20 protein-coding genes and 1 riboswitch are annotated in these 24179 nt (G+C 68.0%); of the genes, 9 read left to right on the forward strand and 11 right to left on the reverse strand.

What is annotated here, in order from left to right; translation table 11 throughout:
- Positions 1-36 precede the first annotated feature (36 nt).
- The 4 genes from DDE18_RS19310 to DDE18_RS19325 form a co-directional block, all read right to left on the reverse strand.
- On the reverse strand, positions 37-2595 hold the full coding sequence (locus DDE18_RS19310; protein WP_116573902.1) for a glycoside hydrolase family 32 protein: 2559 nt from the start codon (positions 2593-2595) through the stop codon (positions 37-39).
- Positions 2596-2721: 126 nt separating this feature from the next.
- The gene (locus DDE18_RS19315) at positions 2722-3486 is read right to left on the reverse strand and encodes an ATP-binding cassette domain-containing protein (protein ID WP_116573903.1); all 765 of its coding nucleotides are present in this window, start codon (positions 3484-3486) and stop codon (positions 2722-2724) included.
- Positions 3483-4562, reverse strand: coding sequence for an ABC transporter permease (locus tag DDE18_RS19320; RefSeq protein ID WP_116573904.1), 1080 nt, complete (start codon positions 4560-4562; stop codon positions 3483-3485). Before DDE18_RS19320 ends, DDE18_RS19315 begins: the two co-directional genes overlap by 4 nt.
- An 8-nt stretch (positions 4563-4570) precedes the next feature.
- Complete coding sequence (locus tag DDE18_RS19325; protein WP_116573905.1) at positions 4571-5650, reverse strand: substrate-binding domain-containing protein; 1080 nt, start codon at positions 5648-5650, stop codon at positions 4571-4573.
- Between the two features lie 225 nt (positions 5651-5875).
- Here DDE18_RS19325 and DDE18_RS19330 point away from each other — a divergent pair, with 225 nt between their 5' ends.
- Positions 5876-6916 (forward strand): LacI family DNA-binding transcriptional regulator, encoded by a 1041-nt coding sequence (locus DDE18_RS19330; RefSeq protein WP_116573906.1) that lies wholly within the window; start codon positions 5876-5878, stop codon positions 6914-6916.
- A gap of 54 nt (positions 6917-6970) precedes the next feature.
- Here DDE18_RS19330 and DDE18_RS19335 read toward each other — a convergent pair whose 3' ends face one another.
- Positions 6971-7672 (reverse strand): SDR family oxidoreductase, encoded by a 702-nt coding sequence (locus DDE18_RS19335; protein ID WP_245916880.1) that lies wholly within the window; start codon positions 7670-7672, stop codon positions 6971-6973.
- Positions 7673-7922: 250 nt separating this feature from the next.
- Between DDE18_RS19335 and DDE18_RS19340 the strand changes: the two genes are divergently transcribed.
- From DDE18_RS19340 to DDE18_RS19360, 5 genes are all read left to right on the forward strand, one after another.
- The gene (locus DDE18_RS19340; RefSeq protein WP_116573907.1) at positions 7923-8957 is read left to right on the forward strand and encodes a LacI family DNA-binding transcriptional regulator; all 1035 of its coding nucleotides are present in this window, start codon (positions 7923-7925) and stop codon (positions 8955-8957) included.
- 111 nt (positions 8958-9068) lie between these two features.
- On the forward strand, positions 9069-10394 hold the full coding sequence (locus DDE18_RS19345; protein ID WP_211754644.1) for a sugar ABC transporter substrate-binding protein: 1326 nt from the start codon (positions 9069-9071) through the stop codon (positions 10392-10394).
- Positions 10395-10455: 61 nt separating this feature from the next.
- Positions 10456-11379, forward strand: coding sequence for a carbohydrate ABC transporter permease (locus DDE18_RS19350; RefSeq protein WP_211754645.1), 924 nt, complete (start codon positions 10456-10458; stop codon positions 11377-11379).
- Positions 11379-12332 carry a carbohydrate ABC transporter permease gene (locus tag DDE18_RS19355; protein WP_116573909.1) on the forward strand — a complete coding sequence of 318 codons (954 nt, stop codon included), beginning with the start codon at positions 11379-11381 and terminating at the stop codon, positions 12330-12332. Before DDE18_RS19350 ends, DDE18_RS19355 begins: the two co-directional genes overlap by 1 nt.
- A 54-nt stretch (positions 12333-12386) precedes the next feature.
- The gene (locus tag DDE18_RS19360; RefSeq protein ID WP_211754646.1) at positions 12387-13826 is read left to right on the forward strand and encodes a glycoside hydrolase family 32 protein; all 1440 of its coding nucleotides are present in this window, start codon (positions 12387-12389) and stop codon (positions 13824-13826) included.
- A 23-nt stretch (positions 13827-13849) separates the two neighbouring features.
- On the opposite strand, the gene DDE18_RS19365 is transcribed toward DDE18_RS19360, so the two are convergent.
- Together DDE18_RS19365 and DDE18_RS19370 are read right to left on the reverse strand one after the other, a co-directional pair.
- Entirely contained in the window at positions 13850-14236 is a 387-nt protein-coding gene (locus tag DDE18_RS19365; protein ID WP_116573911.1) for a DUF1304 domain-containing protein, read from the reverse strand.
- Between the two features lie 106 nt (positions 14237-14342).
- Positions 14343-15041 carry a hypothetical protein gene (locus DDE18_RS19370; protein WP_165821244.1) on the reverse strand — a complete coding sequence of 233 codons (699 nt, stop codon included), beginning with the start codon at positions 15039-15041 and terminating at the stop codon, positions 14343-14345.
- 37 nt (positions 15042-15078) lie between these two features.
- Between DDE18_RS19370 and DDE18_RS23120 the strand changes: the two genes are divergently transcribed.
- A complete protein-coding gene (locus DDE18_RS23120; RefSeq protein WP_165821245.1) occupies positions 15079-15348 on the forward strand; it encodes a hypothetical protein in 270 nt (89 codons plus the stop codon).
- Positions 15349-15417: 69 nt separating this feature from the next.
- Positions 15418-15586: riboswitch (cyclic di-AMP (ydaO/yuaA leader) on the reverse strand.
- Between the two features lie 898 nt (positions 15587-16484).
- Here DDE18_RS23120 and DDE18_RS19375 read toward each other — a convergent pair.
- Genes DDE18_RS19375 through DDE18_RS19390 form a run of 4 tightly spaced genes read right to left on the reverse strand, consistent with a single transcriptional unit; the run spans position 16485 to position 21242 of the window.
- Positions 16485-18194, reverse strand: a complete 1710-nt coding sequence (locus DDE18_RS19375) for a glycoside hydrolase family 13 protein (protein WP_116573913.1) — start codon at positions 18192-18194, stop codon at positions 16485-16487.
- Complete coding sequence (locus DDE18_RS19380) at positions 18191-19015, reverse strand: carbohydrate ABC transporter permease (protein ID WP_116573914.1); 825 nt, start codon at positions 19013-19015, stop codon at positions 18191-18193. Before DDE18_RS19380 ends, DDE18_RS19375 begins: the two co-directional genes overlap by 4 nt.
- 2 nt (positions 19016-19017) lie before the next feature.
- Entirely contained in the window at positions 19018-19890 is an 873-nt protein-coding gene (locus DDE18_RS19385) for a carbohydrate ABC transporter permease (protein WP_116573915.1), read from the reverse strand.
- The gene (locus DDE18_RS19390) at positions 19887-21242 is read right to left on the reverse strand and encodes an ABC transporter substrate-binding protein (RefSeq protein ID WP_116573916.1); all 1356 of its coding nucleotides are present in this window, start codon (positions 21240-21242) and stop codon (positions 19887-19889) included. Before DDE18_RS19390 ends, DDE18_RS19385 begins: the two co-directional genes overlap by 4 nt.
- Before the next feature lie 185 nt (positions 21243-21427).
- Between DDE18_RS19390 and DDE18_RS19395 the strand changes: the two genes are divergently transcribed.
- Together DDE18_RS19395 and DDE18_RS19400 are read left to right on the forward strand one after the other, a co-directional pair.
- Entirely contained in the window at positions 21428-22471 is a 1044-nt protein-coding gene (locus DDE18_RS19395) for a LacI family DNA-binding transcriptional regulator (RefSeq protein ID WP_116573917.1), read from the forward strand.
- A gap of 1158 nt (positions 22472-23629) precedes the next feature.
- On the forward strand, positions 23630-23971 hold the full coding sequence (locus tag DDE18_RS19400) for a hypothetical protein (protein WP_133241277.1): 342 nt from the start codon (positions 23630-23632) through the stop codon (positions 23969-23971).
- The last annotated feature ends 208 nt before the right edge of the window (positions 23972-24179 follow it).

Genomic DNA, 24179 nt, shown 5'->3' on the forward strand with positions numbered 1-24179 from the left:
TTGCGACGTCGCGAGGGCCGGAGCTCTGCGACGCTGTCAGTCCCGGAAGGACCCCAGGTGCCGCAGCGTCAGCTGGTCGAGTCGGGCCGACCCGCCCTCGGCGAAGAGCTCCACTCCGTCGCTGTCGGGGTCGGGGAAGATCAGGTCCGTGATCACAGCATCGCCGTCACCGCCGAAGACCTCCACCGAGGACCAGTCGAGCAGGACCTTGATCCGGACCTTGCCGCTGCGGGGCTCCAGCGGCGCCCGGTGGACGCCCGGGAAGCCGGGGCTGAAGTCGTCCCTGCCCGACTGGGTCCGGTCGACGTACAGCTCCTCGGTCACGGTGTCGTAACCCACCACGGTCTCCTGGCCGGGTCCGGTGGCCAGCTTGAGCCCGAACCGGTCGGCGTCCGCCACATCGAAGGTCGCGTCGATCTCGAGCGTCTTCCCGTCGCCGCTCCCACCGGCGAGCGGCGTGGAGCCCTCAGGGATCGTGAGCTTGTTCGCAGTGATCGCGTCACCCTCGCGGAGGGACCGGAGCGAGGTGACCGGCTCCTGGGTGAGTCGCACCTCGCCGTCGATCGTGCGCAGCGACAGCCTGCGCGGCACGGTCATCGAGCTCCGCCATGGCGACGTCGGCGTGCTGCCGGCGTACTCCCAGTTGCTCATCCATCCGATCGTGAACCGCTCACCCGTCGGCACGTTGTCCCAGGTGATCCCGGCGTAGTTGTCCTTGCCGAAGTCGACCCAGTCGGCGCGTTCCACCACCGACAGCGCTGGCTCGTCGGAGAAGGTGAAGTGGTCGGCCAGGATGTGGCCCCAGCCGCCGCTGTTGGCGTCGATGAGCTTCACCTGTGCCTGCTGACCCTGGTAGCGCCGCAGGTCGAAGGAGGCCGAGTCGAGTCGCTCGCTGTTGGGCCCCGTCTCGCTCTCCACGATCTGCCCGTCCACGACGAGGTTCACCGTCGTCTCGATGGACGCAGGTTGCGCCGGCTCGTCGGAGAGCATCACCGAGTCGAGGTTGATGTGTCCCCAGCCACCAGTGTTCTGGTCGACGACCTCGAGCCGCGCGGTCTGCCCGCGGAGCTCGGAGACGTCCCAGGCGGACCAGGTGAGCCGCTCCGCATCCTTGCCGGTCGCCGTGCGGACCACTTCTCCGTCCACGATGAGGTTCACCGCGGTGGGGTCGGCTTCCGACATGGGGTGGCGTCCGCCTCCGATCAGGAAGTTGATGTAGTCGTTGGTGATCTCGAACTCGGGTGAGGTCAGGGTGCCGACCGCGCGGTCGTGGTCGATGAAGGTGTTGACGAGCCCGCTGCCCTCGAATCCGGTGACCTCCTGCTGGTCGCCGATGGTGCCGGTCGAGGGTGCGGTGCCGAACGCGTTGCCCTCGCTGATCCAGCCTTCTCCGTAGCTGCCACCCTCGAAGTCCGCGATCATCGACGCTGCCACTGGGGCCGGAGGGTCGAGGATCTCGTCGGGGTTGTGCGGGTGGTTGCCCCCGCCGATGCGGAAGTTGAGGAAGTCCTCCTGCACCGTGAACGTCGGCGAGGTCAGCGTGCCGGTGCTGCCGTCGAAGCCGTGGAAGCTGTTGGCCAGCCGCTCGCCCAGGTAGTTGCTGACCCCACCCTGATCGGTCCCGGCAGCCGCGCCCGGAGCCGGACCGGGGCCGAAGGCGGTGCCCGTCGCGGTCCAGTCGTCGAAGGACTCGCTCTCGAAGTCCTCGAAGACGGAGAGCTCGGCCGGCGGCTCGTAGGACCCGTCGTCGTCGGGCGTGAACCTCGTGCCGTCGAACTCACCCACGAAGTACTGCGTGCCCGAGCCGCCGTAGAGGTGACCGGGGTTGAGGCTGACGAGGAGCACCCACTTCTGCTTCTTGCTGTCCCCGTCGACGGGCAGGGGGAACAGGTCGGGGCACTCCCAGACGCCTCCGACGGCGCCCTGGGGCCCGAAGTCGCTCAGGTGCGTCCACGACTTCAGATCCTTGGAGGAGTAGAAGGCGACCTTCCGCTCGGTGGCCTTCACGATCGTCATCAGCCAGCTCTGGGTCGGCGCGTACCACTGCACCTTCGGGTCCCGGAACTCGTTGTTGTCGATGTCGAGCACCGGGTTGCCGTCGTACTTGGTCCAGGTCCGGCCGCGGTCGAGGCTGTAGGCGAGCGCCTGGTTCTGGTCCGATCCGGCCTTCGGGTTGCTGGTGTAGACGGCCACCATCGCCGGGTTGGCCCGCGTGCCGAAGCCGGTCGTGTTCTGGTGGTCCACGACCACCGAGCCGGAGAAGATCATCTCGTTCTCGTCGTGCGAGATGGCCAGAGGCAGCTCCTTCCAGTGGACCAGGTCGGAGCTCACCGCGTGCCCCCACGACATGTTCCCCCAGGAGTTGCCGTCCGGGTTGTGCTGGTAGAAGAGGTGGTACTCGCCCTTGTAGTAGACCAACCCGTTGGGGTCGTTCATCCAGTTCCTGGCCGGGGTGTAGTGGAACTGCGGGCGGTACGGCTCCGCGAAGCTCGCCGGGGCCGAGGGCTCGGCAGACGCCGAGATGGCGGACCCCGTGAGAGCGGTGCTGACGGCCAGGGCACCAGCGGCGATCGTGATGGGTACGTGACGCTTCATTGCTTCTCCAATCGATGAGGGGATTCCCTCGGTTTCCGTGTAACCCCCCATGCGTGGACCGGCCCCGAGACGACCCACGCCGCGCGGTCGGGTCGGCTCATCCCCCACGGATGAGCCGACCGGTGATCATGCGGGTAGCGCCATCGCGCCGGTCATGATCGCGACGCCGTCGGTCATCGAGTGCGACTCCGGCGTGATCACCCCGGCGCAGCGACCGAGGCGCTGGACGTGGATCCGGTCCGCCACTTCCCAGACGTGCGGCATGTTGTGGCTGATCAGGATCACCCCGAGGTTGCGCTCGCGCAGCTGCTCGACGAGCCGCAGCACCTGGCCGGACTCCTTCACGCCGAGTGCTGCGGTGGGCTCGTCGAGGACGACCACCTTGCTGCCGAACGCCGCCGCGCGAGCGACGGCGACCGCCTGGCGCTGCCCTCCGGACAGCGACTCCACCGGGACCGCCATGTTCTGGATCGTCGAGATGCCGAGCTCCTGCACCGACTGCTGGGCCCGGTCACGCATGCCCTTCTTGTCGAGCATCCGCAGGACCGAACCGAGCACGCCGGGGCGCCGCTCCTCGCGCGCGAGGTAGAGGTTGCTCGCGATGTCCAGGGCGGGTGCGACCGCGAGCGTCTGGTAGACCGTCTCGATGCCGGCCTCCCGGGCGTCCTGCGGACGCTTGAAGGACACCAGCTCGCCGTCGAGCCGGATCTCGCCGGCGTCCGGCGCCAGTGCGCCCGTCAGCGTCTTGATGAGCGTCGACTTGCCGGCGCCGTTGTCGCCGATGACGGCCAGCACCTCGCCGCGGTGCAGGTCGAGGTCGACGCCGTCGAGGCCGACGACACGGCCGAAGGTCTTCACCAGGCCCCTGGCGGAGAGAACGGGGGTGGTCATGCGCGCACCTTCCTGATCCACTGGTCCACGCTGACGGCGAGGATGACGAGGACTCCGACCGCGAGCAGCCGGTACTGGTCGTCGACACCGGCCAGCGAGAGGCCGGTGGTGAACGCCTGGACGATGAGGGCGCCCAGCAGGGTCCCGAGGACGGCGCCACGGCCACCGAAGAGGCTGGTGCCCCCGATGACCACGGCGGTGATGGAGTCGAGGTTGGCGCCGGCGATGGCGTTGGGACTCGCCGCCCCGGCACGACCGATCAGCACCCAGGCCGCCAGGGCGTAGATCAACCCCGCCGCGACGTAGACGCTGAAGAGGACCCGGTTGACCCGGATGCCGGCGAGTCGGGACGCCTCGGCGTCGTCACCGACGGCGTACACGTGCCGGCCCCAGGCCGTCTGGCTCAGGGCGAACCCGGCCACGAGGTAGATGGCGGCGGTGATGAGCACACCGGTCGTGATGCGGAAGTCACCGACCCGGATGATCTCGCCGGTCCAGTTGAGCAGGTCGGGCATGGCGACCTGCTGGACAGAGCGGCCACCCGTGTAGAGCAGCGCCATGGCCGTGAACACGCTCAGCGTGCCCAGGGTCACGATGAACGGCGGCAGCTTCAGGCGCGTGACCAGGAACCCGTTGAGGGCACCGGCCGCGATCCCCGCAACCAGGCCGAGCAGCAGCGCCACGGGCCCGGACAGGCCGTTCTCGGAGGCCGTCTTGGCCATCAGCATCATCGAGAGGATGGCGACGGCCCCGACCGACAGGTCGATGCCGGCGGTCAGGATGATCAGCGTCTGGCCCACGGCAAGCGCCGCCACGACGGCGGTCTGCTGGACCATCAGGGAGATCGTCTGCGGCTCACCGAACCGGGGGTTGAGCGAGGCGAAGACGACGACGGTGAGGACCAGGATCAGCGCCGGGCTGATCGCCGGATGCCCGTGCAGCAGGTGCTGCACGCGCTGGGCCGGCGAGCTCCGCCGGCGTGCCAGTTCGTCGGCCGCGGACGGCCCCGGGCGGGCGGGGGGCCCGGTCCGGGCAGGACCGGACCCCCCGCTGATGCTCGTGCGTGTGTCGGTCATGGAGACGATCAACCCCAGCAGATCTCGGAGGCAGCCGCGGTGTCGATGCTCTCCACTCCGTCGGCAGGCGTGTCGGTGACCAGCTCGACGCCGGTGTCGAAGAAGTCCTTGCCGTCGGTGGGCTCGGGTGCCTCGCCGCCGGTTGCGATCTCCTTGATGGCCGTGACGCCCTCCTCGGCCATCCGGACCGGGTACTGCTGCGACGTCGCGTCGATGATGCCGTCCGCCACCGCCTGCACGCCCTGGCAGCCGCCGTCCACCGAGACGATGAGGACGTCCTTGGGGTCGATCCCGGCCGCCTTCAGCGCCGCCTCGGCGCCGTACGCCGCGGGCTCGTTGATGGTGTAGACGACGTTGATGTCGTCGCTGGTGCTCAGGCATGTCTCCATGGCAGTGCGGCCACCGTCCTCGGCGCCGTTGGTCGGCTCGTTGCAGACGATCTCGTAGTCGCCGCCGGAGTAGCTGCCGGACGAGGCCTCGTCCCCGTTCTTCTCCGGGTCAGCGGTGTCGATGCCCATGCCGGTCAGGAAGCCCTGGTCGCGGTTGTAGTCGACGGAGACGATCTTGTCGTTGAAGAGGTCGAGGAGGGCGATGGTGGCCTTCTCCCCATCCAGCTGGGCGGCGGTCCACTCACCGATGAGCTCGCCGGCCGCGAAGTTGTCGGTCGCGAACGTGATGTCCACGGTTTCCGCCGGCTCGGGCGGTGTGTCGAGGGCGATGACGTAGAGCCCGTTGTCGCGGGCCTTCTCGATCGCGGGGTTGACGCCGGGGCCGTTGGGCGTGATCAGGATGCCGTCCTGCCCCTGGGCCACGGCGTTCTCGATCGCCTGGATCTGGCCCTCCTCGTCCCCGTCCTCGGCGCCGGCGGCGATCGTGATGTCGACGCCCTCGGCTTCACCGGCCTTCTTCGCGCCCTCCTGCATGGAGACGAAGAACGGGTTGAGGGAGTCCTTGGTGATCAGCGAGACCGCGATCTCGTCGGAATCCGAGGCGCTGGAGTCGCCACCACAGCCCGCCAGTGCAGCGGCGGTGAGGGCGCCGGCCGCCGCAAGGCTGAGCCTCCGCCGGGCGGGGTTTGAGAGCTGCATGATCGTTTCCTTCGAACTAGGTCGGTGTGCTCGACAACGTTGTCGAGGCCCCTTCTTAGTCGTGAGCGACGTCACACGTCAACTGCCAAAACGCTGCCAAACTGCCAAACGGTGCCAAACCCGCTCGGCGGACGAAGCCACCGGCGCCGGGTCTTGACATCGATGTCAAGCGGGCCCACTCTCAGCCGAGACGACCCTGAGGTGCCACAGCACAGAGGAAAACCGATGACCGAGACCACCCGCCGTCCGAGCGGGCACGCGACCCTTCGTGACGTGGCCGCCCTGGCCGGAGTCAGCATCAAGACGGTGTCCCGCGTGGTCAACCACGAGCCAGGAGTCATGCCCGACAAGGTGGTCGCGGTGGAGCGCGCCATGCGCATGCTCGACTACCGCCCGAACCTGGCTGCCAGCAGCCTGCGCCGGGCCGACGGACGAACCGCCACCATCGCCGCTCTGCTCGAGGACATCGCCAACCCGTTCTCCGCCGAGATTCACCGAGCACTCGAGGATGTGGCCCGGCAGCGTGGCGTGCTGATCCTCGCCGGCAGCGTGGAGGAGAGCCCCGAGACTGAGCGCGCACTGGTGCGCGCCTTCACCGCGCGTCGAGTGGACGCGCTCGTAATCGCTTCAGCGACGGAGAACCAGGGCTACCTGGAGCGTGAGGTCAGCGACGGAACACCCGTCGTGTTCGTGGACCGAACACCGGTCGGGTTCGCCGCCGACTCCGTTGTCACCGACAACGCTGCGGGTGCCGGGCGGGCGGTCGCCCACCTCGTCACCCATGGCCACCAGCGGATCGCCTTCCTGGGTGATCTCCGGACCATCACGACGGAGCGCGAGCGACACACCGGATTCATGCAGGCGATGACCGAGCGTGGGCTGCCGGTGCGCAGCGACCACGTCGCCCACGACCTGCACACGGAGCTGGACACCGAGAACGCCGTGCAGCGCATACTCACGGGAGACGATGCCCCGACCGCTCTGTTCGCCGCACAGAACAACATCACCGTTGCGACGGTCCGCTGCCTCCAACGCCTGGGGCTCGAGCACGAGGTGGCACTCGTGGGCTTCGACGACTTCCCGCTGGCGGACCTCGTGCGGCCAGGCGTGACGGTCATGGCCCAGGATCCCAGCGCCATCGGACGTCTCGCTGGCGAGATCGTGTTCGCGAGGCTGGCCGGCGACGACTCGCCGGCCGAGTGCCACGTCGTCCCGACCCAGCTCGTCGTCCGAGGCAGTGGCGAGATCCCCCCACCCGCCAGCTAGGGCTGTCGCCCCAGCGCGCATGGCCCCGGCCACGACCCTCCGGCGCGCGCACGGCTAGCAGCTTGTCTTGAAGCCACCGTTGCTGAGCAGGATCTGTCCAGTGACCCAACCGCCGGCGTCGGAGAGCAGGAAGCGGACGAGATCAGCAGTGTCTCGCGGTGTGCCCAGACGCCCGGCCGGAGTCTGTCTGGTCCCCAACTCCCGGATCTCCGGTGACATCCACCCGGTGTCGATCGGTCCGGGATTGACCACGATGGCGCGGACGCCACGCGCGCCCAGCTCAACTGCCGCCGCGACCACGAGACGGTCAAGGGCGCCCTTGCTCGCTCCGTACGGGAGGTTGTGCACAGTGTGGTCGCTCGTGAGCGCAACGATTCTTCCGGTGACCTCCGTCGTCTGCCGGTCGGGGATGCGCTCCGCGAAGGCCTTGATGAGCAACCAGGAGGCGCGAGCGTTGACCGCGAAGTGTCGTTCCCAGCTGTCGATCGAGGTGTCGAGGATCGAACTGCTGACGCTCTCGCAATGAGCCATCACCAGACCCCTGAGGTCGCCCCTCGACGAGGCTGCCCCCACCAGGCGCGCAGGTTCATCCTGGGACGCCAGATCTCCGGGCAGCAGCTCGACGCGTCGCCCCAGGGCGCGGCATTCATCCGCGATCTCGTCGGGGTCGTTGCTTCCGCGCTCGAGACCGACGCGTTCGTCGTACGGCGACCAGTGGCTGAGCGCCAGGTCCCACCCGTCCTCGGCCAGTCCCAACGCGAGCCCGGCACCGATCGAACGGGCGTCCGACGCCTGTCAGCAAGACGGTCCCGCGCCCGCTCGTCACCGCTGACCTCCTCCACCCCACGTTCCTGCCAGCGCCCACCTCATCGAGCCCAGCCACTTCCCGCAACTCGGTTTCCGTCGCGCCGCCCCGTGAACAAACGATTTGGCACACACCCTTGACACGGGTGTCCGCCGTCACACATGATTCTGAGCGTCCGGCTGACAAAACGATTGGGCAGACATGACGAAGCGGATCTCGATCAGGGACGTGGCGCTCCGCGCCGGCGTCTCGGTCACCACCGTGTCGCACGTCCTCAACGACACCCCGGGCAAGCGGATCAGCGACGAGACCCGGGCCCGGGTCCGCCAGGTCGCCGACGAGCTGAGCTACCGGCCTAACAGCGTGGCCCGCAGCCTGCGCCTCCAGCGCTCCCAGATCCTGGCGCTGGTCAGCGACGAGATCGCCACCACCCCCCACGCCGGGCAGATCATCCTCGGCGCACAGGAGGCCGCCTCGAAGCGCGGCTGGCTGCTGATGCTCGTCAACAGCGGCGGTGACCGCGAGACCGAGCGCGCCGAGATCCGGGCACTCCAGCAGCGGCAGGTCGACGGGTTCCTCTACGCGACGATGTACCACCAGGTCGTCGAGGTCCCGGCCGAGCTCGCCGACTCGCCCGTCACGCTGCTCGACGCGCGCAGCGACGACCCGCGGATCCCGTCGGCCGCACCCGACGAGGTCCAGGGTGGGCAGGCGGCCACCCAGCTGCTCCTCGACCGGGGCCACCGCCGGATCGGCCTGATCAACAACTTCCACGACATCCCCGCGACCGAGGGTCGCCTCGAGGGATACCACCGCGCCCTCCGCCAGGCGGGCATCCAACCGGACGACGGCCTCGTGATGCGCGAGCGCAGCGACGCCGTGGGCGGATACCGCGCAGGCCTGGCAATGCTCGACCACTACCCTCGCCCCACGGCGATCTTCTGCTTCAACGACCGCATGGCGATGGGCCTCTACCAGGCCGCAGCCGAGCGGGGCCTCCGCATCCCGGAGGACTTGTCCGTCGTCGGCTTCGACAACCAGGAGCTGATCGCTGACGGGCTGCGTCCAGGGCTCACCACCGTTGCCCTGCCGCACTACGAGATGGGCGCCTGGGCGGTGGAGACCCTGATCCGCCGCATCGAGGACCCTGGCACCCCATCGGAGCAGGTGCTGCTTCGATGTCCCGTCATCGAGCGGGGCTCGGTCACCCCGCCCGGCGCGAGACCCAGCGGCTGACGACGTACGCCGCTCGACAGCTCGACACACAGCCAGCATGCAGCCCGGTCATCCCCCGGGCCGGGCAGTTGCGCCCGCACCCGCCCGCACCATCATGAGAGGAACGCCCCCATGTCCCACCGATCAACGTCCCGGTCCCGCCGGCGCGCAGCCGTGACCGCCGCGCTCGCCGCACTCGTCCCCATGGCATTGGCCGCCGGCTGCAGCAGCCAGGGCAGCGCAGGCGAGACCACCGAGGATGGCAAGGTCGCCATCCCGCTCTGGACCCACTCGGCTGGCAATGAGGCAGAGATGACGGTGCTGAACCAGATCATCGACGACTTCAACTCCTCGCAGGACACGTACGAGGTGCAGCAGCAGGAGTTCCCCCAGGAGGCCTACAACGACTCCGTCCAGGGTGCCGCCGCGGCGAACGACCTGCCGTGCGTCCTGGACGTGGACGGCCCGATCATGCCGAACTGGGCGTGGAACGGATGGATGGTGCCCACCGGTCTCACCGACGCCGACGTCAAGGACTTCCTGCCCTCGACGGTGGGCCGCTACAACGACGAGATCTACTCCGTCGGCTACTGGGACGCGACCACGGTGATGTTCACCCGCAAGTCCATCCTGGACAAGTACGGGATCCGCGTGCCCACTGTCGATGAGCCGTGGACTGCCGACGAGTACGCCGCCCTGCAGGAGAAGATCGCCGACTCCGGCGACTTCAAGTACGTCGTGGACTACGGCCCCGGCTGGACCGGCGAGTGGTGGTCCTACGCGTTCGGCACGTTCCTGATGAGCTTTGGTGGCGACCAGGTCGACCGCGACGGGTTCGAGAGCGCCGATGGTGTGCTCAACGGCCCTGAGTCGCTGGAGTTCGCGACGTGGTTCCAGGACCAGTTCGCCAAGGGCTACGCCCCCAAGTCCAACTCCCAGGACCGCACCGAGTTCCTCGACGGCAAGGTCGCCATCCAGTTCAACGGCAACTGGGAGTACGCCAAGAACTTCGAGAAGTATGGCAAGGACCTGATCATCGCTCCGGCGCCTGACTTCGGCCACGGCTCGGTCAGCGGCGCCGGCTCCTGGCAGTACGGCCTCACGAAGAGCTGCTCGGAGGAGCAGCTGGCCGGCGGGTTGGAGTACCTCAAGTTCTCCCTGGACGACAAGTACATCGCGATGTACTCGGACGCCACGTCGCTCATCCCCGCGACCAGCACCGCGGCTGAGCAGACCACCAAGGGCTACTACGGGCCCGGTGAGCCGCTCGAGGTCGTCACCGAGATCGCGGAGAAGTACGCGAACGTGCGTCCCGAGACCCCGGCCTACCCGGTGATCAGCCAGGTCTTCGAGAAGCAGCTGCAAGACATCATGAACGGCAAGGACCCGAAGGAGGGTCTGGACCAGATGGTGTCCGAGATCGACGCGGACCTCGCGTCCGCCGGCTACGACAGCTGACGCGCGAGTGGGGCGCGGCCACGGCCGCGCCCCACTCCCCGTCCCTCGGAAAGGTCAGTCCGTGTCTGCCACCCTCATGTCGAAGACGACCACCACGAACACCACGACGAAGCGTCGGAGGGGCACTCCGGCTACCCGCTCGGAGGCCCGGGGGGCCTACCTCTTCATCCTGCCGGCGCTGATCCTCATGGTGATGTTCCTGGTGATCCCGGTCCTGATGTCCTTCACGCTCGGCTTCACCAACGCCCGGTTGGGGGCCGCTACGTCGCCCGAGTTCGTCGGGTTCACGAACTTCCTGCGGGCGCTGCGCGACGACCCGACGTTCTGGGACGCCCTGCGCAACATCATGGTGTTCGTGCTCGTCGTGGTGCCGCTGCAGGGCGGGCTCGCCCTCGTGCTCGCCCTCCTGATCAACCAGAAGCTGCGAGGGATCACGGCCTTCCGGGTGCTGTTCTTCATGCCCGTCGTCACCTCGATGGTGGTGGTCGCGATGCTCTGGAAGTTCATGTATCAGCGCGAGGGCCTCATCAACTCCCTGTTCGGCTTCGACGTCGACTGGCTCAACGACCCGTCAACCGCCCTGCCGTCGGTGATCGTGATGTCCGTGTGGCAGGGGGTCGGCTTCCACATGATCATCTGGCTGGCGGGCTTGCAGACCATCGGACAGGAGCTCTACGAAGCGGCGTCGATCGACGGCGCGAATCGCTGGCAGCAGTTCCGCGAAGTCACCCTGCCCGGGCTGCGGCCGACGTTCGTGTTCATCTTCATCACGATCACGATCTCGGCGTTCTCCCTGTTCACCCAGATCGACGTGATGACCAGCGGCGGACCGAGCAACGCGACGACGACACTCGTCTACCACATCATCCAGATGGGCTCCGGCCGTGGCGATGTCGGCTACGCCTCCGCCCTCTCCCTGATCTTCTTCATGATCGTGCTGACCGTGACGCTCATCCAGCGGGCGCTGACGAAGGATGAAGACTGATGACACAGCTGCAGAATCCCGCGCCGGTGGCGGCGACCACCAAGCCTCTCGGCAAGCCCGTCAGGGTCCGGCCCCGCGGCCGGGGCGGCGTGCTGAGCTACCTGCCCCTGGTGATCCTGGCGCTCAGCTTCGCCCTCCCACTGCTCTTCATGATCGCCTCGAGCTTCAAGCCGCGCGAGCAGATCCTCGGCGACCTGACCTCATGGCGGGCGTTCGTGCCCGTCGGCGACCTGTCGATGACCAACTACGTCGACGTGTTCGACCGAGTGCCGGTCGGCCGGTTCTTCGTGAACTCGCTGTTCGTGACGGCGATGATCGTGCTGCTCGGCCTGCTGGTGAATTCGATGGCCGGCTTCGCCCTGGCCCGGCTGCAGTTCCGCGGCAAGAACGTCCTGTTCGCGGGCATCATCGCCACCCTCATCGTGCCCTTCGAGACCTTCGCGATCCCGATGGTCTACTGGGTCTCGAACCTGCCCCGGGTCGCGCTCTACAGCGACGGGTTCGCGATCGAGCAGGGGTGGAACAACTCCTACCAGGTGCTGATCATCCCGTTCATCGCCAACGCGTTCTCGATCTTCCTGTTCGCGCAGTACTACAAGTCGATCCCGAAGTCGCTGGACGAGGCCGCCCTGATCGACGGGGCGGGGTGGTGGCGGATCTATCGCTCGGTGGTCTCGCCGCTCGCGGGACCAGCGTTCGCGACGTCGGCCATCCTGACCTTCCTGCCGCAGTGGAACTCCTACCTGTGGCCGCTGCTGGTCATCCAGGACGAGGAGCTGCGGCCGGTGCAGGTGGGCATGCGCTACTTCTTCGCCACCGGCACGGCCGAGGGCACGCCGTGGGGTCAGATCATGGCCTACACGACGATGATCACGATCCCGGTGATCGTCGTGTTCCTGTGCTTCCAGCGGGCCTTCGTGTCCTCGATCGCCTCCTCCGGGGTGAAGGGCTGACCCCCTGACCAGCTTGTCCCACCGTCCTCTCCCCTCACCCGCCAGGAGTCCTCCTTGTCCGGCGAGCCCATGCGGCCCACCTTCCACTTCACGCCCGCGCGCAACTGGATCAACGACCCCAACGGGCTCGTCTGGTACGACGGCGAGTACCACCTGTTCTTCCAGTACAACCCGCTCGGCGATGACTGGGGCAACATGTCCTGGGGGCACGCCGTCAGCCACGACCTGACCACCTGGGAGGAGCTCCCGGTCGCGCTGGAGCACACGCCTACTGAGGCGGTCTTCTCCGGCAGCGTCGTCGTCGACCGTGCCAACACCTCCGGGCTCGGCACCAGCGAAACCCCCGCCATGGTGGCGGTCTACACCAGCCACGACCTCCTCACCGGACACCAGGGACAGTCGGTCGCGTGGAGCACCGACAACGGTCGGACCTGGACCCGTCATCCGAAGAACCCGGTGCTCGAGATCGGCTCCACCGACTTTCGGGACCCCAAGGTGTCCTGGTACGCCGGGGGCGGCTACTGGGTCATGGCCGTGGCGCTCTCGACCGAGCACGTCGTACGCCTGTACCGGTCCGACGACCTGCTCGCCTGGACCCACCTCAGCGACTTCGGGCCGGCCGGTTCCACGGCCGGCATCTGGGAGTGCCCGGACCTCTTCCCGGTGGCCGTCGACGGAGACACGGACCGCACGCGCTGGCTGCTGGTGGTCAGCGTCCAGGAGGGCGCCCCGGCAGGCGGGTCGGGCATGCAGTACTTCGTCGGCGACTTCGACGGCACCACCTTCACCGCCGATCCGGCCCCAGGCTCGGGCACGTGGGTCGACTACGGCGCCGACTACTACGCCGCGGTGTCGTTCAACGACGACCCGCACGCGCGGCGGCTGCTCATCGCCTGGATGAGCAACTGGGACTACGCCAAGGACGTGCCCACCCGCCCGTACCGTGGCTCGATGTCGGCGCCGCGCACCTACGAGCTGCGCACCCACCGAGGCCGGCAGGTCCTGGTGCAGAGGCCGGTGGTCGAGGGCCTGCCCGCCCCGGTCCACACGGTCACGGCGCGGGACCTGCCCGACGGCGTACACCCGTTGCCGGACAGCTGGCGGGTCACCAGCGCCGTGCTCACTGCGGAGCTGGATCCCGGCACCGCATCCCGATGCGGCCTACTGGTCCGGGTCGGCACCGGCGAGTGCACCGTCGTCGGGTACGACGCCGCCAAGCGCGCGCTGTACGTCGACCGGACCTCGTCCGGCGACACCTGCTTCCACCCCGACTTCGGCGCCGTGCACTCGGCTCCGCTCGGCCTCGACGAGGGAGAACCCTTGGTGCTCGAGATCCACATCGACACGACGTCGGTGGAGGTCTATGCCGACGGCGGGCGCGTCGTGATCACCGACCAGGTCTTCCCCTCCCCCACCAGTGACGGGATCGCGCTCTTCGCCGAGGGCGGCACAGCCAACCTGCACAGCCTGACGGTCACACGAGTCGGGCGCTGACGTCCCGGCGTCCGGGACGACGCTCAGAGGACCAGACCGACGCCCAGCGCGAGCACGCCCAGCAACGGCGGCACCAGCTGGACGAGCGCGGCCCGCGCCTTGGAGGGCGAAGAGGTCAGCAGCACGACGCCCGCGGCGACCATCGACCCGGCACCCGTGAAGACGAGCGTCGCGCCCGCCTCGGTGCGCCCCGCGGCGTACATGAGCGTGCCGAGAGCGACCGCAATCGCGAGGAAGAGGTTGTAGAAGCCCTGGTTGAAGGCCAGCTCCTTGGTCGCCTCCGCCTGCTCGCGCGTGGTGCCGAACGTGGCCCGCGTCCGCGCGCTGGTCCAGGTGAGCGACTCCATCACCCAGATGTAGACGTGGAGGAGCGCAGCAGCGCACGCGAGCACGAGTCCGGTGACGACCATGGACGCACCCTAGGGGCCAGGGCTGGCATGCGAAGGGCCCCCCACCGTGCGTTTCCCCTGGTGGAGGGCCCTGCGGCAGTAGTCGTGGATCAGGAGTGGCTACGCATCAGCGCGCACCAGTAGGCGTGGCCTCCTGGTTGTCCACGGTCACGAAGTCGACCTCGATGCGTTCCCAGTCCGTGACGTCGGTCGGGCACGAGGAGCGGCACTCCTGCTGGAGCACGGTTCGCTTGAAAACGTCCGGAACGGTGACGGTGGTGCCGTCGTACGACCAGATGGGCTTGGCCATGTCGTCGACGAAGATCTGGACGTCATTGCCCGCGCTCTGCGTGGCGCGGAGGGTGTGCCACTGCGTCAGGTCGACGAGGTGCTTCGGTGATGCGACCTGCTGCGACGAGGACGAGTGGTGCAGGAAGGAGGTGCACCCGTCGAGCGAGCTGCCCTCGCAGTAGTCAGACTCGCCGTTGTACCAGGGCGGCTCGGGGGAGGAGCCGTCACTGGAGGGCCAACGCATGGGGATGATCCGGTGGGCGCGCGTGTTGAGCGGGTCGTTGTTGACCACCCGGAACCGGACGGTGACGGACTGGTTGTTGCCCCCGTACGCCCGCTTGATCATCATCGATCCGTGGTACCAATTGGCCCCGCAGACCCCCGAGGACTGGTGGGCGAACAGCATCGTGAGCACGCCGCCGCCGACCTTGAGGTTGTCGGACTCGTTGCATCCCGATGACGAGCTGAGGGGGCCGGTGTAGGTGCTCCACTTGAGGGTGTCGACGGCGCTGCCGTTGAACTCGTCGGTGAACACGCGGACGAACCCGGGCTGTGCTGCCGGTGGTGCCCCCGTGGGTGATGTCGCCTCCGTCGGGGTCGGCGTCGGGGTCGGCGTCGACGAAGGGGTCGGCGTCGGCGTCGGCGTCGACGAAGAGGTCGGCGTCGGCTCCCGCGTCGGCTGCTGGCACTTGGGGTGCCGCGGCTTGGCCTCGCAGAAGCCGACACTCGCGCTGACCATCGGCGTCATGGTCGCGCAGGCGGCGACGAGGGCTATGAGCATCGCAACCACGAGCGAGAGACGCCTGGTCACAGGCCCCACCTCTCGCCGGTCGCGGGGGTGAGGAGGACACCGGGGGTGTCGGAGGAGAGCGCGCAGGAGCGCGCCGTGCGACAAATCGCAGGCATGGATGTGTTCCTTTCCCACGCCTGTGAGGTGAGCTGTCGGGTTAGAGCTGGAAAGTGCTCCGCCACCGTGCGGTGGCTTCACCCCGAGCCGGGTCGTCGGAACAGTGCCGTCCTGAGCGACCCCGGCGGTGGAACCTGTGGTTCCCCCACTCCTGCCCAAATCATCTTCGAAGGACGTCCCGGGCGGGCAGGACTCGGCGTACCCGGGGCGGGTTTTCGGTTGTAGTCGGCGCCGAGTCGCCCGTGACTGCGAGGAACCGTATACATCCAGGCCCGTGGAGTCCAGACGGCGGGCACTTCCCGAGCGGCCACGCCTGCGACGTGATCAGGATCCCCCGCACATCGCGACGGCGTTGACGAGGATGGCCGTAGAGCGCCGGTTCTGGCCGGACATCGTCGGCCAGAGCGAACGAGCCCCTGACCAACGTGTCCGCTGGTCAGGGGCTCGTTCTCCCTGATGTGGCAGGTGAAGGATTCGAACCTTCGAAGGCAAAGCCGACGGATTTACAGTCCGGCGTACGTCGCGGGCTGGCCTGCATGAGAGACGGCCTCGACCCGGTCTGCGACACCGATATGACACGAGGTTGAGGTCGGCAGCGGCAAAGAGGGCGAGCGTCGTCCATTTCGGACCTGGCCGCTTGCGTGTCACACGTGCGAGAGCGGGGAGCCACCATCTACTGGTGGAGCAACCACCCTAGACCCACTCGCCCCGGGCGGCTCGGGGAATCCACACATGAGCGGGCCGACCCCCCGCTCATCAACGATGTCGTCGTCCGGGAGGTGTTCTACGCCTGAACCGCTACTCGGTCCGTATGAACTGCACGCTCAGCCGATGTCCGTGCACATTAGAAACCCGGTCGAACAGAGAAGTCGATAGCCGCAGGTTCATCGTGCGGTGTCGACGTACTGAATCGTCGACTCACTACGTCAAATTCGGCCCAAAATGCAGCCTCGTCGCCCCAGACCCTCCGGCGGCCCGACCCTGCCCTTGGTCGTCCCCTTGTCTGGAGTGCCGTGGCAAGCGGTGCGGAATAGTGGGGCCCTCCTCAGGGACACGCTGTTCGGAGGTCGGTCAGGCGGTCGCTCCTCGGCCAGTCAGGATCCAGGCCGTGGCGTCGGGTTTCAGTCGGCCGTCGACCGGTTCCGCGCTAGCCAGGATGACGGTTCCCTCGGGCAGCGCCACTGGTTCGGGGCTGAAGTTGGTGACGCAGTGCCATCTCCCAGGGCGGGTGAAGTGGAGTACCGCCGGGTTCTCGTCGTCGTACCAAGCGAAGCCGGGCCTGGCCAGCTTGGCCCTGAACGCGAGCGCTCGCCGGTAGAGCTGAAGCGTGGAGTCGGGGTCAGCCTCCTGGTTGCGGATGGAGTGCTGGGCGAACCAGTCGGGTTGCGGCAGGTGCGCGGCCTTCTCGGAGAAGCCGAACGACGGCTTCTCGTTGGTCCAGGGGATCGGTACGCGGCAACCGTCGCGGCCCTTGCGTGAGCCGTTGGACCGGTGGAACTCCGGGTCCTGGAGATCGCCCTCGGAGAGGTCGGCGACTTCGTGCAGTCCGAGCTCCTCGCCCTGGTAGAGGTAGACCGATCCGGGCAGGGCCAGGGTCAGCAGGGTCGCCGCCGTGGCGCGCCGCAGACCAAGGTCGCGATCGAGGCGAGGCTGGTCGCCGTTGCTGAGCAGCCAAGCCATGGCAACTTCCCGAGGTTGCTTCTCGGCGCCAGGCAGGCCATATCGGGTGGCATGCCGGACCACGTCGTGGTTGGAGAGCACCCAGGTCGCCGATGTGGCCGACATACCGCCGTCCTCGACGTGCCGGTCGATGCTGATGCGGAACTGGGCGGCGTTCCAGCCGGCTTCGAGCAGGTCGAAGTTGAACGCTTGACCCAGGCCGTCGGGATGGGCGTAGCGGTGTCGTCGCGTGGGGTGCACGCAGGCCTCGGCGACAGCCATGCGGGGTGGGTCGTACTCGTCGAACAGCTTGCGCCATTCGGCGTAGATGTCGTGGACCTCGTCGCGGTCCCACAGCGGGTGGGATCCGTCGGCCTCGGCCGGGTCGGGCAGGTGGGCGGACGCCGTGAACGGTTCGGTGAGGTCCTTGGCCAGCCCGTGTGCCACGTCGATCCGGAATCCGTCCACGCCGCGGTCGCCCCAGAACCGCAGCGTCGTCAGGAAGTCCTGCCGCACCTCCGGGTTGTTCCAGTTCAGGTCGGGCTGTTCGGGCGCGAACATGTGCAGGTACCACTGCCCGTCCGGAGCCCGGGTCCAGGCGGGCCCGCCGAAGATCGACTCCCAGTCCGATGGCGGGTGCGCACCGTCCGGGCCGGTGCCGTCCCGGAAGATGTAGCGGTCCCGGGCCGGTGACCCCTTCGCTGCCGCCAGTGCCTCGGCGAACCACCGGTGCCGGTTCGAACTGTGGTTGGGCACGATGTCGATGATCACCTTGATGCCCGCATCGTGGAGCGCCACGGTCATTTCGTCGAAGTCCTCCAAGGTGCCAAGCCTGGGATCCACCGCACGGTAGTCGTCGACGTCGTACCCGCCGTCGGCGAGCGCCGAGGGGTAGAACGGGCTGAGCCAGACCGCGTCCACGCCGAGTGATGCCAGGTACGGGACGCGGGATGTGACTCCCGTGATGTCGCCCAGGCCGTCGCCGTTGGAGTCGGCGAAGCTGCGGGGGTAGATCTGGTAGACCGCGGCGGTGCGCCACCAGTCCGGGTCGTGGGTTGCCTGGTCGGGCACGGGGGTTGCTCCTGTAGGTCGCACGGTGACGGGGTCGGGCGAGGTGCTCATCCCTTGACCGCCCCGCTGATCAGGGCTCGGGAGAACTGGCGCTGGAAGATCAGGAACACCACGATCGTTGGCGCCATGATCAGCAGCGAGCCCGCGTTGAGCAGGACCACGTCGGTGGAGTACTGGCCGACGAAGTTCTGGAGCGCGCCGGCCATGGTGCGCCGGCTGGGGTCGTCGATGAGCACGATGGCCTGCAGGAAGGTGTTCCAGGTCCACAGGAACAGCAGCAGGGACAGGGACGCGATGGCGGGCATCGCGATCGGGATCTGGATGTGACGGAACGCCTTCCAGGAAGTGGCGCCGTCGATCGCGGACGCCTCGGCGAGCTCGGGCGGCACGTTGAGGAAGTGGGCGCGCATCCAGAACACGGCGAAGGGCATGAAGGTGCCGATCAACACCAGGATCAGTCCGAGGCGGGTGTTGAGCAGGCCCAGGTCGCGTATCTGGTAATAGAGCGGCACGATCGTGGCCTCCCTCGGCAGGGTCAGACCGAAGAGGAGCAGCACGAAGAAGATCCATCCGCCCGGGATCCGCAGCTGTCCCAGCGCGTAGCCGGCCATGGTGGCGATGAGGGCCGCCACCGGCACCACGCCGGCGACCAGGATGATGCTGGAGATCAGCAGCGGCGTGACCTCCGCGACCCGCCAGGCGTCGACGAAGTTGTGCCACTGGGGGTCAGCGGGCCAGCTGATCCCCGAGGGGCTGGTGCCTTGGGGCTGGAGCGCGGCCGAGAGCATGCTGGCCATCGGCACGACCGAGAACACCATCGCCAGGGCCAGGAGGGCCAGACCCGGGATCCGTTCGCGTGCGGAGGTCTTCATGGTCACGCCGCCCGGAAGAACCGTTGGATGGGCAGGATGACGACCAGGATCAGGGCCGTGAGGACGATCGCGAGCGCGCTCGCCAGCCCGATCCGGGACTCGGTGAACCCGAGCTGGTAGACGAGTACGCCGGGGACCATCGTGGAGGTGCCGGGCCCGCCCTGGGTGGACATGAAGACGATGTCGAAGGTGGCCAGCGCGGCGATGATGGTCACGGTGACGCAGACGCCGATCTCCTGGCGGAGCCCGGGCAGGGTGACCGCGCGGAACGTGCTGAGGAACCCGGCGCCGTCGAGCCGGGCGGCCTCGTAGATCGCGGTGTCGATCTTGCCGATGCCCGAGATCAACAGGATGGTGCAGAACCCCAGGCCCAGCCAGGTGCCGATCACCCCGACCGCGGGCAGGGCCCACGTGAAGTCCCCCAGCCAGGCCCGGGTGATGCCGTCCAGCCCGATCGAGGACAGCACCTGGTTCACCGCGCCGTTCCCGGAGAACATCCACACCCAGGCGATGGCCGCCGCGGCGCCGGGGATGATCTGCGGCAAGAAGAGTGCGGTCCGTGCCGCGGTCGCCAGGCCGCGGATCCGGATCTCCTGGAGCAGTGCCGCCACGAACAGGCCGCCCACGACCGGCGCCAGGGTGAAGAAGATGATCAGGAAGAACGCGTGCCAGATCGAGGACGCCAGGGCGGGGTCGCTGAGGACCCGGCGGTAGTTGTCAATCCCTACCCAGGTCGCCGGGGTGATGCCGTCCCAGTCGTAGAACGAGTATTGGACAGTGGAGATCAGCGGGCGGAGCACGAAGACGCCGTACATCAGCAGCGCGGGGAGGGCGAACCACCATCCCTGCCAGTTCCGGTGCCGGAGCCGAGTCATCGCCCGAGTTCCTCGTCGTACTTGGCCTGGACGGCCGTCAGGAGGTCGGCCGGCGAGGTCCTGCCGCCGCCGGCGAGGAGCTGGGTCTGTGCCAGCCACGTCGCGTTGATCCCGCTGGTGGCGTTCTGCACGAACTGGACCTGCCCGTCGGCCTCGACCAGGTCGGCGAACGCCGCCTGGACCTCGGCGTTGAGCGAGCCAGGCTCGGTGGTCGGGGCGTCCCCCTCGCCACTGGGGGCGAAGCCGGCGTCCACCATCACCTGGCGTGCCTCCTCGCTGGTCAGGAAGTCCAGGAACGCAGCGGCCGCGTCCTTGGCGTCGGACTTCGCCGGGATGGCGAAGTTCGACACCGGGTCGGACATCGCCAGCGACGAGGTGCCGTCGCTAGAGGGGGGCAGCACGAACCCGACGTTGTCCCCCATCTGCTCCTCGAGGGCAGCGGCATCCCAGTTGCCCGACGGGTAGAACAGTGCCTCGCCGCGTGCGAACCGGCCGAGCGCGGCGGTGCTGTCGGTTCCGTTGGTGTCTGCAGGGAAGTAGCCCGCCTCGACCCAGTTCGCCACCGTGCCGACCGCGTCGGCCGCCTCGGACGTGTCGATCGTGGCCCCCGGGGCGTTGAAGACCCAGTCGTTGAGCGCCTGCTGGCCGAGCGCGTCGTTGAGCAGCATCTGGACGGTGAAGATGAGCTGTCCGGTCTGGTTTCCGGCCATGATCGGCACCACGCCGGCCTGCTTGGCCGCAGCGAGGTCCTCCTCCAGCTCGACGATGGTCGTGGGCGGCTCGCCCATACCCACCCGCTCGGCGATCTCCTTGTTGTAGTAGAGACCGGTCACCACGAAGCCGCTGGCGACGGTGTACTGCGCGCCCGCGCCGCGGACGCCGTTGTCGTCGACCCGGTACATGGCGAGCTGGCCCTCGGGGATCTCCCAGCCGTAGGCCTGCGCCCACGCATCCAGCTTGGTCAGCTGGCCGTTGCCCACGATGTCGCCAAGCGCGATGATCCGGGCGATGTCGGGCGGGTCGTCGGAGGCCAGGACCCGGGGCGCGTTCTGCGCCTGGACGTCGTCCGGGTCGAACCGAGTAGTGATGGTGACGTTGGGGTGCTTCGCCGTGAACGCCTCGATCAGCGCTTCGTCCACGGCCTTCAGCCCCGCCCCGTCATAGAGGGTGAGCTCGATCGGCTCCTCGCCGATGTCGGTGCTCACAGAGGCCGGGGCGACCTGGTCCTGCGTAGCCCTGCCCCCTTCCCCGGGGGGCGAGCAGGCCGCGGCCCCGGCGGCGGCCAGGCTGGCGAGCAAGACTGCTCCGGCTCGAGCGGTGCGTCGGCGGGTCTTCGCGAGTGGAGTGGTCATGTCCGGTCCCTTGTCGATGAAGGCAGTTTCGGAAGCGCTTCCGACAACCATGCGTGACAGCTGTCACGAGTGTCAAGGCCCGGAGACGGACGATCCGGCCTGAGGTGTGCCTCCGCAAGCCGCGCGGTAGCGCTCGAGAGATGCCGGTGTCGTAAACGCTTCCGACCCTTGGTAGCATCTGCGGCATGCCACCACAGGACAAGCTGGAGCTCGCCGACGTCGCTCGTCTGGCCGGGGTGTCGCCGGCGACCGCCTCGCGCGCTCTGAGCAACGCGTACGGCGTCTCGCCCGCCACCCGGGCCCGGGTTCTGGAGGTCGCCGAACGGGTGAACTACGTGGTCTCCCCCGAGGCCTCGGGACTCGCGAGGGGGACCCGGCAGCGGGTCGCGCTGGTGGTGCCGCACATCGAGCGCTGGTTCTTCGGGGCGATGGTGTCCGGCCTAGGCTCGGTGCTCCGGGCTGCCGGGTTCGATGTCCTGCTCTATCACGTGGGCGACTCCGAGGACCGGAGCCGCTTCTTCGAGCAGCTGCCGGCTCGCCGAAAGGTCGATGCGGTGGTGGTGGTGGCCTTCCCGGTCGCCGACGAGGAGCGCGCGCGGCTCGAGCTGATGGGTGTCACGGTGGTAGCCGCCGGGGGCCAGAACGCCGCCTACCCGTTCGTCTGCATCGATGACCACGCGGCCGCCCGCCAAGCGGTCGACCACCTGCTCCAACTGCGTCACACGCGTATCGGCATGATCGGGGCGCGCGACCCGGCCTGGCCGAACTGGCCGGTCCGGCCGGGCCGGATCCAGGCCTACTACGACTGCCTGGAAGCCGCCGGGATCGAGGTCGATCCCGCGCTGATCAGCACGGTCGACTGGGGTCCAGAGCATGGCGCGGAGGGCATGGCGCGGCTGCTGTCCCTCCGGGAGCCCCCCACCGCGGTCTACGCGCACTCCGACGAGATCGCGTTCGGGGCGATGAGCGTCCTGCGCCGCGCCGGCCTGCGCGTGCCCCAGGACATGTCAATTGTCGCGATCGACGACCATCCGCTCTCGGCGTTCCTCGACCTCACCACGGTCGCCCAGCCCGTCCCCGAGCAGGGGAAGCTCACCGCCCAGATGCTGCTCGCGCTGCTGCGGGGCGAGGAAACTGACCAGGCCATGCACGTGCCCACGAAGCTCGTGGTTCGCGGCTCTACCACCCGACTCCGGAGCGCCGAGGAGAACACCGGCGCCAACATGTGACCGGCTCGGTGGGCGGCAGCCACAGGATCTGCCAGGTTCCCCACAGGGGCGCCGCGGACTGGCGCGCCAGCACCATGCCTACTCCGGCTCGACCGGGCAGATAACCCGAGGGGCGATCGACGATCGTTGCCTACTGACAAGACCACCAGCGCCCAACCAGTGCCCGGTCATGCCGCGAATCGCGCGTGGTGACCTGCCTCGTTCGACCCAGCGCGCAGTCCTCGTCGCAGCTAAGCGGCTCAGTCTTCGTCGGCGCCTTCTGCAGGATCCATGGAATGTGCCCGGATCTCGGTTCGTCGAACTCGGGATCGCCCTCGGCGGGTGCTTCGCTGTGGACGCGGTCCGCCTGGACGTGGGTCTTTGTCGCCGTGGTTGCCTAAGATCGCTGACATGTGTGAATCGCCTCGATTCTGGCTGGATCTCTCATGTCCCCGAGTCCAGGGTAGAACGGCGCCGAGCAGCCGACCACGGGCGAAGGCGCCGTTCGCGCGATGACCGTTTAGGAGTCACGTCCTGCCCTCCCCATTGGGTCCACGATCCCCAACTCCTCGGTCCTCTCGCCCACGCACTCACATGCCGCGGAGCGCGCTCTTGCCGATGACAGAGCGCGATGCGACACGGTCTAGAACAATGACGACGTGAGGCCCTACCGGATCAGGATGTTCACCGAGATCGGCTGCGATTTCGCGCTTTGGGGCGACCCATGGCAGGCGCTCCCGTCAACGGCGAAATTAAATCTGAGGGTCTAGAGCAAGTTCTGCCCATCTCGGAGAGTCTCCGAACACGACTACTTTCCTGGGGCGGAGCAGTACTACCGCTACGACAGCGGTGAGCGCGACATCGACATGTCGCACTTCGATGAGCGCGGAATGCTGCTGAGCCACGAGCTTCAGCCGGAACTAGGACCGACGTACTCGGTGCAGTACACCTTCACCTTCGCAGGAAGCCGCGAGCGGCTACTGCCCACTGTCGCACACGATTCGAGTCCCGGTTGGAGAGCGAAGTAGACACCTCGTCCGTGGCCAGACCTGGCAGCTGGCGAGCAGAAGCCCGGCGTCTACTTAGCCGGCTGAGAAGGCGTCCCCATCTGCCGCGAGGTGCGCGGTCGTGCAGCGAGTGATCCGACCCATGTCGGCCTTCGGGAGTAGCGTCTCGGAGGTGGCAACACTGGCAGCGATGGCGCATCGCGGCTGGGCGTGGGTGAGCAGCGCGCTGGCCGGTGCCACGACGGTGGTCTACTTGGCTGTCGTCGCGAGCGAAGGCAACAACTCGTTTTGGGATGTGTTCCCGTGGGTCATGTTGATGCTTATCGGGACGGGCCTGGCTGTCACGTCGGCTCTGGTGCGCGATTCGCGGGTGAGCCGAGCGTTCGCGTTGGCCGGCGTCGTCATCCTGGGGATCATTGGTCTGGTCAGCATCTTCAGCGTCGGTATAGGCCTTCTCTTGGCAGCAGTTGCGGCCGGCCTGGCAGCTGGCGGGCAGAAGCCCAGCGCCAACTGAAGCCGGCTGAAGGCGCCCCATCTGATGCAGCTCAAGATGCCGAAGGCCCGACGATTCTTGGGTCCGCAGCTGCGCCCGGATATGGCTCCCCTCTATGTCAAGAGGCCGCCGGGAGTGAGGTTCTAGGCTGGGTGTCGGCGGGTCCGGGAAGTGGCTTGTCCGAAGAGTCGGCTTGGGGATGTGAGCCGGCCGCGCTGGAGTCAGAGAC

This window comes from Nocardioides gansuensis (assembly GCF_003076135.1).
Taxonomy (GTDB): Bacteria; Actinomycetota; Actinomycetes; order Propionibacteriales; family Nocardioidaceae; genus Nocardioides; species Nocardioides gansuensis.